The sequence below is a fragment of the Mycobacterium sp. 663a-19 genome, from assembly GCF_035616495.1.
Lineage (GTDB): Bacteria > Actinomycetota > Actinomycetes > Mycobacteriales > Mycobacteriaceae > Mycobacterium.
On sequence record NZ_JAPJAV010000005.1, the window covers coordinates 294,622 to 308,700 of the forward strand.

Annotated in this window: 15 protein-coding genes; 6 read left to right on the forward strand and 9 right to left on the reverse strand. The window is 71.5% G+C overall.

The genetic code is table 11. The features are described from left to right. Positions 1-48 precede the first annotated feature (48 nt). From nadC to nadA, 3 genes are read right to left on the reverse strand one after another with little or no spacing between them, the layout of a single operon-like run. Positions 49-909: a carboxylating nicotinate-nucleotide diphosphorylase gene (gene nadC, locus OQ968_RS11720; RefSeq protein WP_324677854.1), complete on the reverse strand. Its 861-nt coding sequence runs from the start codon at positions 907-909 to the stop codon at positions 49-51. Beyond that, positions 906-2,486, reverse strand: coding sequence for an L-aspartate oxidase (locus tag OQ968_RS11725; RefSeq protein WP_324678022.1), 1,581 nt, complete (start codon positions 2,484-2,486; stop codon positions 906-908). The genes nadC and OQ968_RS11725 overlap by 4 nt, the downstream gene beginning before the upstream one ends. After that, positions 2,486-3,535 (reverse strand): quinolinate synthase NadA, encoded by a 1,050-nt coding sequence (gene nadA / locus OQ968_RS11730; RefSeq protein WP_324677856.1) that lies wholly within the window; start codon positions 3,533-3,535, stop codon positions 2,486-2,488. Before nadA ends, OQ968_RS11725 begins: the two co-directional genes overlap by 1 nt. A gap of 49 nt (positions 3,536-3,584) precedes the next feature. Between nadA and OQ968_RS11735 the strand changes: the two genes are divergently transcribed. Beyond that, positions 3,585-4,337: an NUDIX hydrolase gene (locus OQ968_RS11735; RefSeq protein WP_324677858.1), complete on the forward strand. Its 753-nt coding sequence runs from the start codon at positions 3,585-3,587 to the stop codon at positions 4,335-4,337. A 121-nt stretch (positions 4,338-4,458) separates the two neighbouring features. Next, positions 4,459-5,799: a lipase family protein gene (locus OQ968_RS11740; protein ID WP_324677860.1), complete on the forward strand. Its 1,341-nt coding sequence runs from the start codon at positions 4,459-4,461 to the stop codon at positions 5,797-5,799. Here the strand turns inward: OQ968_RS11740 and OQ968_RS11745 are convergent. Genes OQ968_RS11745 through bioB form a run of 3 tightly spaced genes read right to left on the reverse strand, consistent with a single transcriptional unit; the run spans position 5,796 to position 7,717 of the window. After that, positions 5,796-6,443: a DUF2567 domain-containing protein gene (locus OQ968_RS11745; protein ID WP_420715892.1), complete on the reverse strand. Its 648-nt coding sequence runs from the start codon at positions 6,441-6,443 to the stop codon at positions 5,796-5,798. The two genes, OQ968_RS11740 and OQ968_RS11745, sit on opposite strands and share 4 nt — an antisense overlap. After that, entirely contained in the window at positions 6,440-6,667 is a 228-nt protein-coding gene (locus OQ968_RS11750) for a hypothetical protein (protein ID WP_324677862.1), read from the reverse strand. The genes OQ968_RS11745 and OQ968_RS11750 overlap by 4 nt, the downstream gene beginning before the upstream one ends. Positions 6,668-6,679: 12 nt before the next feature. After that, positions 6,680-7,717 (reverse strand): biotin synthase BioB, encoded by a 1,038-nt coding sequence (gene bioB, locus OQ968_RS11755; protein WP_324677863.1) that lies wholly within the window; start codon positions 7,715-7,717, stop codon positions 6,680-6,682. 133 nt (positions 7,718-7,850) lie between these two features. Here bioB and OQ968_RS11760 point away from each other — a divergent pair, with 133 nt between their 5' ends. The 4 genes from OQ968_RS11760 (at position 7,851) to OQ968_RS11775 (ending at position 11,737) form a co-directional block, all read left to right on the forward strand. Then, positions 7,851-8,063: a hypothetical protein gene (locus OQ968_RS11760; protein ID WP_420715893.1), complete on the forward strand. Its 213-nt coding sequence runs from the start codon at positions 7,851-7,853 to the stop codon at positions 8,061-8,063. 107 nt (positions 8,064-8,170) lie between these two features. After that, the gene (locus tag OQ968_RS11765) at positions 8,171-10,009 is read left to right on the forward strand and encodes a hypothetical protein (RefSeq protein WP_324677867.1); all 1,839 of its coding nucleotides are present in this window, start codon (positions 8,171-8,173) and stop codon (positions 10,007-10,009) included. A gap of 4 nt (positions 10,010-10,013) precedes the next feature. Further along, positions 10,014-10,376 (forward strand): hypothetical protein, encoded by a 363-nt coding sequence (locus OQ968_RS11770; protein ID WP_324677869.1) that lies wholly within the window; start codon positions 10,014-10,016, stop codon positions 10,374-10,376. Beyond that, positions 10,373-11,737 (forward strand): hypothetical protein, encoded by a 1,365-nt coding sequence (locus tag OQ968_RS11775; RefSeq protein ID WP_324677871.1) that lies wholly within the window; start codon positions 10,373-10,375, stop codon positions 11,735-11,737. The genes OQ968_RS11770 and OQ968_RS11775 overlap by 4 nt, the downstream gene beginning before the upstream one ends. 5 nt (positions 11,738-11,742) lie before the next feature. On the opposite strand, the gene OQ968_RS11780 is transcribed toward OQ968_RS11775, so the two are convergent. From OQ968_RS11780 to OQ968_RS11790, 3 genes are read right to left on the reverse strand one after another with little or no spacing between them, the layout of a single operon-like run. Continuing rightward, the gene (locus OQ968_RS11780; protein ID WP_324678026.1) at positions 11,743-12,252 is read right to left on the reverse strand and encodes a 2'-5' RNA ligase family protein; all 510 of its coding nucleotides are present in this window, start codon (positions 12,250-12,252) and stop codon (positions 11,743-11,745) included. Then, positions 12,252-12,932, reverse strand: coding sequence for a dethiobiotin synthase (gene bioD / locus OQ968_RS11785; RefSeq protein ID WP_324677873.1), 681 nt, complete (start codon positions 12,930-12,932; stop codon positions 12,252-12,254). Before bioD ends, OQ968_RS11780 begins: the two co-directional genes overlap by 1 nt. Then, complete coding sequence (locus tag OQ968_RS11790; protein WP_324677875.1) at positions 12,929-14,077, reverse strand: 8-amino-7-oxononanoate synthase; 1,149 nt, start codon at positions 14,075-14,077, stop codon at positions 12,929-12,931. The genes bioD and OQ968_RS11790 overlap by 4 nt, the downstream gene beginning before the upstream one ends. Positions 14,078-14,079: the final 2 nt, after the last annotated feature.

Consider the following 14,079-nt stretch of genomic DNA (forward strand, 5'->3'; position numbering starts at 1 on the left):
TGTCGCGTACAAACCCGCACGCTCGACGGAGAAGCGTGGGGCGGGAAGCTACATGTCCAGGCCGATGTCGAGCACCCGGACCGAGTGGGTCAGCGCGCCGACGGCCAGGTAATCCACCCCGGTCGCGGCGTAGGTCGCCGCGGTGTCCAGGCTGAGCCCGCCGGAGGACTCCAGCAGCACGGCGGGCGCCCGGGAGTTCCTGCGCTGCACGGCGGTCTGCGTCTGCCACACCGGGAAGTTGTCCAGCAGGATCAGCTCGGGCTTCTCGGGCAGCACCTCGTCGAACTGCTCGAGGGAGTCCACCTCGACCTCGCAGGGCAGCTCGGGCGCGACCTCGCGCACGGCGCGCAGTGCCTCGACCACCGACCCGGCGGCCGCCACATGGTTGTCCTTGATCAGGGCCGCGTCGCCCAGGCCCAACCGGTGGTTGACGCCGCCGCCGACACGCACCGCGTACTTCTGCAGCGCACGCAGGCCGGGCAGCGTCTTGCGGGTGTCGCGGACCTTGGCCTTGGTGCCGCTCACCGCGTCGACCCAGGCCGCCGTCGCGGTGGCGATCCCCGACAGGTAGCAGATGAGGTTCAGCATGGTCCGCTCGGCGGTCAACAGGCCGCGGGTTTGGGCACGCACCGTCAACACCGGCGCGCCCGGTTGCGCCCGGGCTCCGTCGTCGACACGGTCCAGCACCTGGTAGCCGTTGGCGCCGAGCACCTCGTCGAGCACCAGCAGCGCGATGTCCAGCCCGGCGATCACGCCCGCCTCCCGCGGCACCATCGACGCCGTGGCGACCGCGTCGGCCGGCACCGTCGCCGCCGTGGTGACGTCGGGCCCGTAGCGCAGATCCTCCTGCAGTCCCCGACGGATGACGTCCAGGGCGGCGCCGCGCTCGCAGTCGGAAAGAGTCGTCAACACACGGCCGCCAATGCCTCGGCCCGCACCTGGCCGTCGGCCAGCCGAACCTCGATGCTGCGCGCCTGGTCCGGCGCGGCGTCCGGGAACTCCGCGCGATGGTGGCAGCCCCGGCTTTCGTTGCGCGCCAACGCCGCCGCGGCCACCGCGCGCGCGGTCAGCGTCAGCGCCACGTCCTCGAAATCTCGACGGCCCGCGACGTTGCGAATCCCCGCCCGGGCCAGGGTGTCCGACAACTCCCGCAGCCCAACGGCGTTGCGCACCACCGACGCGTCCCGGCTCATCGCGCCCTGCAGTTCCCGGCGCTGCGCCGCGGTGTACACGATCGGCTCGGGTGCGGCCGCGGGGGAGCGCCCGGCCGCCGCCGCGTGGGCGGCCGCGGCGCGTCCGGCGCGGCCGCCGACCACCAAGCCCTCCAGCAGGCTGTTGGACGCCAGGCGATTTGCGCCGTGCATCCCGGTGCGGGCCACCTCGCCGGCGGCGAACAGCCCCGGCATCTCGGTTTGACCGCACACGTCGGCGACAACGCCGCCGCAGCTGTAGTGCGCGCCCGGCACGACCGGAATGGGTTGGCGCACCGGGTCGATGCCCGCCGAGCGGCATGCGGCCGTCACGGTCGGGAAGCGGGCCTCGAAACCGTCGATGCCGCGGGCGTCGAGGTAGACACACGCGTCGCCGGTGGCCCTCAGCCGCGCATCGATGGCCGCCGCGACGACGTCGCGTGGCGCCAGGTCGCCCATCGGGTGAACGCCGGCGGTCACCGAATTGCCTTGCCCGTCAAGCAGTATCGCACCCTCGCCGCGGATGGCCTCGGTGACCAGCGGCCGCCGGCCGCCGCCTCGGCCGCCAAACAGCATGGTCGGGTGGAACTGGATGAACTCGAGGTCGCTGACCGCGACACCGGCCCACAACGCCAGCGCGATCCCGTCGCCGGTTGAGCCCTCGGGGTTGGTGGTCGCGCCGTACAGGTGCCCGAGCCCGCCGGACGCCAGGATCACCGACGGGGCGCTGATGATCCCGATCCCGCCCGGGTTGCCCACCGACACCCCGGTCACCGCTTCCTCCCCAAAGGAGCCGTCGTGCAGCACCCGTAGCGCGACGTGACCGGTGCGGATGTCCAGCATGGCCGCGGCGTGGTCGAGCGCCCGCTGCACCTCGGCGCCGGTGGCGTCGCCCCCGGCGTGCACGATGCGCCGCCGCGAGTGCCCGCCCTCCCGCGTCACGTCCCAGCGGCCGGGGACCGATTCGTCGAATCGCGCTCCGTCGCCGACCAATTCGGACACCGCGCGGTAGCCGTCGGCGACGATCGAGCACACCGCGTCCGGGTCGCACAGGCCCGCGCCGGCGGCCAGCGTGTCGGCGACGTGGGCGTCCACCGAGTCGTCGTTGTCCGGCAGGACCACCGCGATGCCGCCCTGCGCGTAGTGCGTCGCCGTCACGCCCCGCGTCTGGTCGGCCTTGCTCAGCACGACGACCCGGCGGCCGGCGCGGTGGGCGGCCAGCCCGGCGGCCAAACCCGCGACGCCGGTGCCGATCACGACGACGTCGGCGCTGTCCGTCCAGGCCGGGCGCGCGATCATTCGCCGCCGCCCGGCTGTCCGATCTCGATCATTCGCTGCACGCTGCGCCGGGCCGCCGCCGCGATCTGCGGGTCGACGTCGACTTCGTCGGCGCCCTCGACCAGGCAGCGCAGCAGGGCCGCCGGGGTGATCATCTTCATGTACTTGCACGACGCGCGGTCGTTGACCGCGCGGAAGTCGACTTCCGGTGCCGCCCGGCGCAACTGGTACAACATGCCGACCTCGGTGGCGACCAGGACCTTGCGGGCGTGCGTGGCGCCGGCGGCCTCGAGCATGCCGCCGGTGGACAGGATCCGCACCCGGTCCCGCGGGAAGGCGCCCTCGCCGGCGAGGTACAAAGCAGAAGTGGCGCAACCGCATTCGGGGTGCACGAACAATTCGGCGTCGGGGTTGGCGCGGGCCTGCTCGGTGAGCTCGTCGCCGTTGATCCCGGCGTGCACGTGGCATTCGCCCGCCCACACGTGCAGGTTCGTGCGGCCGGTCACGCGGCGGACATGGGCGCCGAGGAATTGGTCCGGGCAGAACAACACCTCGCGATCGGGGTCGATGGACTCGACCACGTCGACCGCGTTGGACGAGGTGCAGCAGATGTCGGTGAGCGCCTTCACCGCCGCGGTGGTGTTGACGTAGGAGACGACGACGGCGCCGGGGTGCTCGTCCTTCCAGGCGCGCAGCTCGTCGGGGGTGATGGAGTCGGCCAGCGAGCAGCCGGCCCGCTGATCCGGGATCAGCACGGTCTTGTCGGGGCTCAGGATCTTGGCGGTCTCGGCCATGAAGTGCACGCCGCAGAACACGATGGTGTCCTCGGGCGCCTCGGCGGCGATCCGCGACAGCGCCAGCGAATCGCCGACGTGGTCGGCGACGTCCTGGATGGCGGGCAGCTGGTAGTTGTGCGCGAGCACGGTGGCGTTGCGCAGGTCTGCCAGTCGGCGGATCTCGGCTGCCCACTGCGCGTCGCCGTCGACACCGGTGTAGCCGGTGGGCGAATCGGTGATGCCGGCAATCAGGTCGTCCGCGAGCGTGTCCATGCGATTCAAAACCGTCACGGAGAAGCTCCTTTCGCGTCCGGGAGGTTTTCGACTTACAATCGAAAACATGGCCCATGGTAGCACCGCGCACGAGGTGCTTGCGGTCGTGTTCCAGGTTCGCCAGGTCGCCCATCAGGTTACGAGGGGTCCGCGAGCGGAAAAACCGCAGCTTAACGTGCTGTTATGGCAACGTGCCCGCGACCCGCAGAAGGGCGCGTGGTCGCTGCCGGGCGGGCGGCTGCGCAACGACGAGGACATGACCACGTCGGTGCGGCGCCAGCTGGCCGAGAAGGTCGACCTGCGGGAGCTGGCGCACCTCGAACAGCTCGCCGTGTTCTCCGATCCCGACCGGGTGCCCGGCACCCGGATGATCGCGTCCACCTTCCTGGGCCTGGTGCCCTCCCCCGCCACGCCCGAGCTGCCGCTGGACACCCGCTGGCATCCGGTCAACGCGCTGCCGTCGATGGCGTTCGACCACGGCCCGATGGTGGCGCACGCCCGCGCCCGGCTGGTCGCCAAGATGTCGTACACCAACATCGGATTCGCCTTGGCGCCAAGGGAATTCGTCCTGTCGACCCTTCGGGACATCTATGGCGCCGCGCTGGGCTATCAGGTCGACGCGACGAACCTGCAACGCGTGCTGGTCCGCCGCGGGGTCATCACCCAGACCGGCACCATGGCGCAATCCGGCCGCAGCGGCGGCCGACCGGCGGCGCTGTACCACTTCACCGACTCCCAGCTGAGGGTCACCGACGAATTCGCCGCGCTAAAGCCCCCGGGCGTGGCTGGTCAGCCGTCGAGTGACGCGACGGTAAATTAGGCGACAGTGGCGCCGGCGACTCGCCGGGAGCCGACGAGAACTGGCTCACAATGCGGCGGTTGCGCTTTAGTTACCGGGCGTTCATGCGCAAGAATGCCGGTTGGCCAAGAAGGGATCCTCAATGGTTGAGCTCGGCAATCTGGCGGGTGTGCGCGGCGCCGAGTGGATCGGTCGGCCACCGCACGAGGAACTGCAGCGCAAGGTGCGTCCGCTGCTGCCCTGTGACGACCCGTTCTACCAGCCGCCGCCCGGGTTTCAGCACGCCGAGCCCGGCACCGTGCTGCGCTCGCGCGAGGTCGAGCTGGCGTTCCTGGGCCTGGTGCCGCAACCCGTCAGGGCCACCCAGCTGCTGTACCGCACGATGGACCTCAACGGCGAGCCCGAGGCGTCGGTCACCACGGTGATCGTCCCGGCCGAGCTGGCCGAGGGGCAGACCTGTCCGCTGCTGTCGTATCAGTGCGCGATCGACGCCGTGTCGTCGCGCTGTTTTCCCTCGTACGCGATGCGCAGGAAGGCGAAGGCGCTCGGGTCGCTGGCCCAGCTGGAGCTCCTGCTGGTCGCCGCCGCCGTCGCCGAGGGCTGGGCGGTCTCGGTGCCCGACCACGAGGGCCTCGGAGGCACCTGGGGCGCGCCGTACGAGCCGGGGTATCGCATCCTCGACGGAATCAGGGCCGCGCTGAGCTCCGAGCGCCTCGGGTTGTCCCCGTCGGCGCCCATCGGACTGTGGGGCTACTCCGGCGGCGGCCTGGCCAGCGCCTGGGCCGCCGAGATGTGCGGCGACTACGCGCCCGAGCTGGACATCGTCGGGGCGGTGCTGGGCTCGCCCGTCGGCGACCTGGGCAACACCTTCCGCCGCCTCAACGGCAAGTTCTTCGCCGGGCTGCCCGCGCTGGTGGTGGCCGCGCTGACGCACGTCTACCCCGACCTGGACCGGGTGATCAAGGAGCACACCAACGACGAGGGGCGCGCCCTGCTGGACTCGCTGAAGACGATGACGACCGCGGAGGCGGTCCTGCGGATGGCCGGCAAGAACATGGGCGACTACCTCGACGAGCCGCTCGAGGACATCCTGTCCACGCCGGAGATCACGCACGTCTTCCAGACCATCAAGTTGGGCGCGGTGGTGCCGACCCCGCCGGTCCTGATCGTGCAGGCCGTGCACGACTACCTGATCGACGTCAACGACATCGATGCGCTGGCCGACGCGTATTCGGCCGGCGGCGCCGAGGTCAGCTACCACCGCGACGCGTTCAACGAGCACATGCTGCTGCACCCGCTGTCCGCCCCGATGACGCTGCGCTGGCTCACCGACCGGTTCGCCCGCCGCCCGCTGAGCGACCACCTCATCCGGACCGTGTGGCCGACGGCGTTCAACCCGATGACCTACGCCGGGATGGTGCGCCTGGTCACGATCGCCGCCAAGGTCATCACCGGCCGCAAGATTCGCCACCGGCCGCTCTAGGGCCCCACAGACCCGTGTGAGACCGGGGCCTCCGGCTCCATCGGCAGCGTGGAGGACGAGCCCTCGGCGACCGGCAGGGCCCCCAGGTCGTCGCGCGCGCTCCCGGCCGCGAGCACCGCGTACACCAGGGCGGCCACGCCCGCGGGCCACAGCAGGGTGAGCACCACCTGCAGCGGTCCCGGACCGAAGAACACCGGCGGCGCCTGAACGACGTAGGCCACCGCGGGCTTTCCGAACAGCGGCACGGCGTCGAAGTTCACCGCCCCGTAGCGCAGCAGGACCCCGAGCGCCCCCACCGCCGTGGCGGCCGCGGCGACGACGACCATGCCGACCGACAGGCCGGCGACCATCCCGGGCCCCCGGCGCTCGCGCCGCTGCCACGCCCACACCGGCGCGACGACCGCCACCACCGTCAGCAGACCCAGCATCAGGCACGGCGCGTTGAAGAAGTGCTCGGATTCGCTGCCCAGGTAGTCGTGCACCCGATCACCCGCGCGGGTGATCGCCACCACCACGTGGATCGGCGGGGCGATCCACGCCCACAGGGCGCCGATCAGCACCCCGACCGCCGAAAATCCCAGCGCCGCAATGACTTTCGCGCGCGCACGCCGCGGGGCGCCGGAAGGTCCGGAAGGTTCGGTCACCGCTGTGCCTCCAAGTCGGCCGAGTCCACCGCGCCGTGGCGCGAGCAGCGCGCCCGCCAGCCGTCGGGGCGCACCTGCACCACCATCCGGCGCCCGCACTCGGCGCAGAACCGGGGAGGCTCGAGGCCCAACTGGGCCGCCGCCGGTGACACCGTGCCCCCCAACTCCCCGGTGTAGACGTTGTACACACCGGCGCTCACCGGAGCGCCCAGATCTCCAACCACGGTTCCAGTGTCTTACAAGCTGGCATTGAGCGCCTTGATGGGCATCTGCAGGTCGTCGAGCAGTTCCAGGTCGGCCTCGGCCGGGCGGCCCAGCGTGGTCAGGTAGTTGCCGACGATCACGGCGTTGATGCCGCCCAGGATGCCCTTCTTGGCGCCCAGGTCGCCCAGGGTGATCTCGCGGCCGCCGGCGAAGCGCAACATCGTGCGCGGCAGCGCCAGCCGGAACGCGGCCACCGACTTCAGCGCCTCGCTGACCGGCAGCACCTCCAGGTCGCCGAACGGCGTGCCCGGCCGCGGGTTGAGGAAGTTCAGCGGCACCTCGTCGGGCCCCAGCTCGGCGAGCTCGGCGGCGAATTCCGCCCGCTGTTCCAGCGTCTCCCCCATACCCAGGATGCCGCCGCAGCACACCTCCATGCCCGCGTCGCGCACCATCGACAGGGTCTGCCAGCGCTCCTCCCACGTGTGGGTGGTGACGACGTTGGTGAAGAACGAGCGCGCCGTCTCGAGGTTGTGGTTGTAGCGGTGCACGCCCATCGCCGACAGCTGTTCCACCTGCTCGGCGGTCAGCATGCCCAGCGAGCAGGCGATGTTGATCTCGACCTCGTTGCGGATCGCCTCGATGCCGGCCGCGACCTGAGCCATCAGCCGCTCGTCGGGTCCGCGCACCGCGGCCACGATGCAGAATTCCGTGGCGCCCGACTTGGCTGTCTGCTTGGCGGCCTCGACGAGGCTCGGGATGTCCAGCCGCGCGCTGCGCACCGGCGACGAGAACAGCCCCGACTGGGAGCAGAAGTGGCAGTCCTCGGGGCAACCGCCGGTCTTCAAGCTGATGATGCCCTCGACCTCGACCTCGGGGCCGCACCAGCGCATCCGCACCTCGTGAGCCAGCGCCAGCAGCTCATCGAGCCGGTCGTCGGGCAGCCGCAACACGCGCAGCACCTGGTCGGAGCCGAGCCCCTCACCGCGCTCCAGCACCTGCCGGCGGGCCACCGCCAGGATGTCTGCGTCGTTGCCGGTCTCGGCCGTCGGTCGAGTCGCCGCTCGCGTCACCAGGTACTCCCCTGCCTGTTTCTCGTGCCCGCGCGCCGGGACACGCCCGCCGTCGACGGCGGCCTGAACGAAAAGGTGTTCAAAGTAGGGTAACGGCCGAGGAACACGAACCATCCCTGGGTATACGAGCATGATGACTCCGCACGTCGAACACGTCGGGCACGTCGAGTACGTGGCCCACCACTACCTGCTGCTGGCCGCGCCGGCGTTCCTGCCGGCGGTGATCGTCGCGGGCGTGGTGCTGTACATCGCGCTGCGCGACCGCCGCGCCGGCCGCGGCACACCGCACGACGCCAACCAGCGATCCGACCAGCGACCCGACCCGGCCGGCAAAAAGCATGATTGACGGGCGCTGAATCGGGGCATTATCAATTCGATCGCTAACTTTCCTCCAAGTAAGAAGCGGTCGTCGGATCAATTCTCCCGGGGCGGCCCGGCGCGGTTGGGAGGCATATGACGATGAACTCGACGGAACTGACGATTGTCGCCGGCGCACCGGCGCGCGGTGCGGGGCTGAACCAGGTGATCGGGCTGTCGATCGCCGCGGCGGTGATCACCGCGGTGCTGCTGTGGGTCGGCTACGCGCACCGCAGCCATCGCATCGACTGGCTGACGCGGATCGCCGACAAGATGGGCGAGAAGTTCCACCGTCCCAATTGGGTGGCCCTGCCGGTGCTGGTGTTCACCACGTCGATCATCTGCGCGCTGTTCGGTTTCATCTGGGACGTGAGCTGGCACATCGGCAACGGCCGCGATCCCGGTCCGCTGGCCAACCCGGCGCACTACTTCATCATCATCGGACTGTTCGGCATCTTCATGGGTGGGATGCTCGCTGTCGTGCTGCCGTTCGACAGGCCCGGCCCGGCGGCGGTGCGCATCACGCAGAACTGGTATGCGCCGGTCGGCGGCGTGCTGATGGCCGGCTGCGGGTTGTACGCGATGATCGGCTTCCCGCTCGACGACATCTGGCACCGGATCTTCGGCCAGGACGTCACCCTATGGGGCCCAACGCATTTGATGATGATCGGCGGCGCCGGGTTTTCGTTGTTCGCGGTGCTGATGCTGGAGCGCGAAGGCGAGGCCGCCGAGGGCGAAAACGTCTACCACGGCGTGTTCATCAGGTTCCTGCGCTACCTGTCGTTCGGCGGCATGTTCATCGGCCTGTCGGTCTATCAGATCGAATACGACTTCGGCGTCGAGCAGTTCCGCCTGGTGTTGCAGCCGATGATGATCGCCGCCGCGGCCGCGCTGGCGGCGGTCGCCGCCCGCATCACGATGGGCCGCGGGGCCGCGATCCTGGCCGCCGTGTTCGCCATCGCGCTGCGGGGCGCCGTGGCGTTGCTCGTCGGGCCCATCCTGGGGGCACCGATCAACTGGTTCCCGCTGTACCTCGGCCCCGCGGTGGTGGTCGAGCTGGTAGCGCTGACGCCGCTTTTCAAGCGCCCCTTGGCCTTTGGCGCGGTCTGCGGCCTGGGCGTCGGCACCGTCGGGCTCTGGCTGGAGTCGCTGTGGATCGCGGCGGTGTACCACTACCCCTGGCCGGCCAGCATGTGGGGCGAGGCCCTGGCCATGGCGGTGCCCGTCGCGGTGCTGACGGGGATGTGCGGGGCGCTGTTCGGCATGGTGCTCACCGGCCAGCGCCTGCCCGGCCGGGCCGTCGGCATCACCGTCGTCGCGGTCACCGTGCTGGTGATCGGCGGCGCGGTGGCCAACGGGCTGCACATCGTCGTGCCGGGCAAAGACAGCGCCACCATCAGGTTGACCGACCAGCCCAGTCCCCCCGGGCAGCGCATGGTGTCGGCCGATGTGCAGCTCTCGCGGCCCGATATCGTTGGCCCACAGCCGGATTGGGTGACGATCCTGTCCTGGCAGGGCCGCATGGAGAACAACCGCGGCCTGCAGATCGACCGGCTCGACAAGGTCGGCCCGGGCCACTACCGCTCCACCCGGCCGATACCGGTGTGGGGATCGTGGAAGACGCTGCTGCGCGTTCAGGACGGCTACACGATGACGGCGGTGCCGATCTGGGAACCGGCCGACGACGCCATTCCCGCGCCCGAGGTTCCCGCCTTGGCGGTGAGCGACCGGCCGTTCGTCCAGGAGATCACGATCCTGCAGCGCGAGCGCGACCAGAACGCCCCGGCGTGGTTGTTCACCGCCGGCTCCATCGTGGTGCTGTTCCTCACGCTCGCGGTGATCGCCGCGCTCACCTGGGGCGCGGGCCGGATCAACAACAACCTCACCGAACCGGAGCCCGTCGAGCAGAGACGCCCGATTCCGAAAGCCGCGTAACGCGATGGTCTTTCGTGCCACTCTCATCACGACGTGGGCGGCGGGGCTGGTGTGCGGCCTGGTCGCGTGCGGGGGTTCGCCCGGCCCGCCCCCGGCGGCCGGCCTGGACGTCGACGTGACGATCGCCAACGGCCAGGTCACGCCGACCAACGCCCGGCTGCGGGCCAGGGTGCGCCAGCCGATCACCCTGCACGTGACCAGCGACGCCACCGACGAGCTGCACGTCCACTCGACGCCCGACCACAAGTTCCAGGTCGCGGCCGCGCCGAATCAGACGTTCCGGTTCGGCGTCGACGTCCCCGGCAACGTGGAGGTCGAGCTGCATCACCTGGACCGCACGATCGCGACCATCCAAGTGCAACCGTGACCGCTGATCGCGCGGCCGTGCTGGCGCATGGCCTCGGCGGCTCGAGCGATCTCCCGGTCCCCTACGCCTACGCGATGGTCGGGGCGGCCTGGGCGCTGACGTTCACGTTCGCGTTGGTCGCGCTCGCGTGGCGGCAACCGAAGTTCGACCCCGACGCGCCCGGGCGCCCGCTGCCGGCCGCGCTGACCACCTTCGTCGACGCCCGCGCCACGCGCTGGACGGCCGCGAGCGTGGCGCTGGCGTTCGCGTTGTGGGTGGTGGCGGCCGGGCTATGGGGCCCGCAAACGCAGGACAACGGGCTGCTGGGCGCGTTCTACGTGTTGCTGTGGGTCGGGCTGGTCGCGCTGTCGCTGGCGTTCGGGCCGGTGTGGCGCGTGCTCTCGCCGGTGCGCACGGTGTACCTGCTGCTGCGGCGGGCCGTGCCGGGGCGGGTCGGCCGGCCGCGGCTGCCGTATCCCGAGGCCTGGGGCTACCGCCCGGCCGCCGCGGGCCTGTTCGCCTTCGTGTGGCTGGAACTGGCCAGCCCGAGCTCGGCGTCGCTGCCCTGGGTGAAATCGTGGCTGCTGGCCTATGTCGTGGTGTTGCTGGGCGGCGCATGGTTGTGCGGGCAGCGCTGGCTGGCCAGGGTCGACCCGTTCGGCGTGTACAGCGTTGCGGTGTCCCGGCTTTCGCCGTTTCGCCGCTCGCCGTCGACCGGCAAGATCGTCATCGGCAACCCGTTCGACCACTTGCCATCGCTGCCGGTGCGCCCCGGCGTGGTCGCGATGCTCGCGGTGCTGCTCGGGTCGACGGCGTTCGACAGCTACTCGTCGTCGCCGACGTGGCGCAACTTCGCCGACCGGCTTGCCCGCCTCGCCCACGGCGTGCCGGCGACGCTGTCGTCATCGATCCTGCGGACCGTCGGCCTGCTGGTGTTCGTTTCGGTTGTCGCGCTGACGTTTTCGCTCGCGGCGCGGGCCACCGGCGGGGTGGACCGCGCGCAGCGCCGCGCGTTGCCCGGCCAGATGGCGCACTCGCTGATCCCGATCGTGGTGGGCTACATCTTCGCGCACTACCTGTCCTATCTGGTGGAGCGCGGGCAGCAGGCCGTCATCGCGCTCGCCGACCCGTTCGGCCGCGGCTGGAACCCCTTGGGGCTGGCGCACTCTCACGTGGCATACGTGTTGTCGACGCACCCGCCGGTGCTGGCCGGCATCAAGGTGGCCTGCGTGGTCACCGGGCACATCGTGGCGGTGATCGCGGCTCACGACAGGGCGCTGCGGCTGCTGCCGGCCGGGCATCAACTCACCGGGCAGCTGACGATGATGCTGGTGATGGTCGGCTACACCTTCACCGGTTTGTACCTGCTGTTCGGCGGGTAGGCGCGTCAGCCGATCGGGTGCTCGGCCTTCTTGCTGCCGTCCCAACGCCGCAACCCGACGAAGCGCCCGTCGATCTGCGCCGGGCGGCCCGCGATGCGCAGCGCCCGCCCCAACTGGCCGCCGCCGACCCGGCGGGCCAGCGTGACATGGGCGGTCCACTGGCCGGGCAGGCTGTTGGCCATCGGCGCGGGCGCCATGTGCGGGAGGCACAGCCGATGCACCTCGGCGTGCAGGGCCAGCAACTCGGTCGTCGGCACCACGAGGCGCGCGAAGACGACGTTCGCGCGGCCGAACAGGACCGGCGCGCCGATCGCGGCGGCCAGCGGGAGGCGTTCGCTGACCGGCCTCAGCAGCTCGTCGACGTCGACGGCGATGCGTTCGGCGACGGCCAGCGTCACGTGCGGGCGGCTGGCCGGTGCCTGGCTGGGGATTCCGGCTCCGGCGAGGTCGGCCCAGATGCGACGGATCACCGCCTCGGTGTCGTGGTCGAAGACCAGCTCGATCGAATGGACCATCAACCAACCAGCGTGGCAACCCAGTCGCGGTCGAACGCCGCCTTGCTCATCGCCGCGAATTCCGCGGCGCCCATCGAGCCGGCCCCGGCGGGCAGCGCCGCCCGCACCGGCGCCAGCCGCGACAGCGCGGGCAGGTTCGAGGCCTCGGCCGGCCCGGGCCGCGCCGGCCAGCTGCCGATCACCAGCCCGGCGCACGAAACACCTTGTGCGGCAAGCGCCTCCAGGGTAAGCGCGGTGTGGTTGAGGGTGCCCAGCTCCGCGGTGACCGCGACCAGCGCCGCGGCGCCCAGGTCGACGGCGACATCACGCAGGGTGACGCCCGCGTCGGCGACTTCGACCAGCAGCCCGCCCGCGCCCTCCACCAGGGTCAGCCGCCCCGGACGGTCCAGCGCCCCGATGAGCCGCAGCACCTCGTCGCGGGTGGGCAGGGCCATCCCGGCCCGCTCGGCCGCCGCGGCCGGAGCCATGGGCTCCGGGTATCGCGCCAGCCCGGCGAGTTCGGTCACCCCGGACAGCCGGGCGACCTCGGCGAGGTCGTCGTCTCCGCAGGCGGTGCCGGTCTGGACCGGCTTGCACACCGCGACGTCGATGCCGGCCTGACGGGCGTGACTCGCCAGCGCCGCGGTGACGACCGTCTTGCCGACGCCCGTGCCGGTGCCGGTGACGACCAGGACGGTCAACGGCGCGCCACGGCAAGCACATCCGTCAGCACCCGGCGCGCGATCTCGAGCTCGGCGTCATCCAGCGACACGCGCGCGGTCAGCCGCAGCCGCGACGTGCCGGCGGGAACCGTCGGGGGCCGGAAGCAGCCCACCTTCACGCCGGCATCCAGGCACGCGGTCGCGGCGGCCAGCGCCACCTCCGGGTCGCCGAGAATCACCGACACCACCGCCGACTGCGGCGCCTGGTCGACCCCGCAGATCCCCGCCAGCGTGCGGGCGTGCCGCAGGACCGCGTCCGGCCGCCACGGCTCGACCCGCAGCACGCGCAGCGCGGCCCGCGCGGCGCCGACGGCGGCTGGGGCCAGGCCGGTGTCGAAGATGAACGGGCGGGCCGCGTCGATCAGGTGGGCACGCACCTGCGCCGGCCCGAGGACCGCGCCGCCCTGGCTGCCCAGCGCCTTGGACAGCGTCGTCGTCATCACCACGTCGGGCGCCCCCGCCAGCCCCAGCTCGTGCAACAGCCCGCGCCCGCCGCCGCGCACGCCCAGGCCGTGCGCCTCGTCGACGATGAGCAGCGCGCCGTGCCGCCGGCACGCGTCGTGCAGCTCCCGCAGGGGGGCCAGCGCGCCGTCGGCGCTGAACACCGAGTCGGTGACGACGACGGCGCGTTCCTCGTCGCGCGAACCCAGCGCCGCGTCCACGGCGCCGACGTCGCGGTGCGGGGTCACCACCACCCGCGCCCGCGACAGCCGGCACGCGTCCACCAGCGAGGCGTGCGAATACGCGTCGGAGACCAGCAGCGAACCCGGGCCGGACAGGCCGACGACGGCCCCGAGGTTGGCGGTGTATCCCGAGGAGAACAGCAAACCCGATGCGGCGCCGGCGAATTCGGCAAGCTCGGACTCGAACTGCTGGTGCAGTTCGGTGTCGCCGGTGACCAGGCGCGAGCCCGTGGCCCCGGCGCCCCACATGCGCAGCGCCTGCACGCCCCCCTCGATGACGTCGGGGTGCTGCGACAGGCCCAGGTAGTCGTTGGACGCCAGGTCCAGCTCGGTCGCGACGGCCGGACGCGGTCGCAGCGAGCGGCGCAGCCCGGCCTCGCGGCGCTGCGTCTCCACCTCGTCCAGCCAGGCCAGCGGGGAAGTCTCGATCGGTGCCCTCATCG

What these genes read in the sequence shown, in the direction of transcription:
- OQ968_RS11770 (WP_324677869.1), top strand. Translation starts at nt 10,014, where the DNA reads ATGGTCTTTCGTGCCACTCTCATCACGACGTGGGCGGCGGGGCTGGTG.
- OQ968_RS11780 (WP_324678026.1), bottom strand. Translation starts at nt 12,252, where the DNA reads ATGGTCCATTCGATCGAGCTGGTCTTCGACCACGACACCGAGGCGGTG.
- OQ968_RS11760 (WP_420715893.1), top strand. Translation starts at nt 7,851, where the DNA reads ATGACTCCGCACGTCGAACACGTCGGGCACGTCGAGTACGTGGCCCAC.
- OQ968_RS11735 (WP_324677858.1), top strand. Translation starts at nt 3,585, where the DNA reads ATGGCCCATGGTAGCACCGCGCACGAGGTGCTTGCGGTCGTGTTCCAG.
- OQ968_RS11790 (WP_324677875.1), bottom strand. Translation starts at nt 14,077, where the DNA reads ATGAGGGCACCGATCGAGACTTCCCCGCTGGCCTGGCTGGACGAGGTG.
- OQ968_RS11740 (WP_324677860.1), top strand. Translation starts at nt 4,459, where the DNA reads ATGGTTGAGCTCGGCAATCTGGCGGGTGTGCGCGGCGCCGAGTGGATC.
- OQ968_RS11765 (WP_324677867.1), top strand. Translation starts at nt 8,171, where the DNA reads ATGACGATGAACTCGACGGAACTGACGATTGTCGCCGGCGCACCGGCG.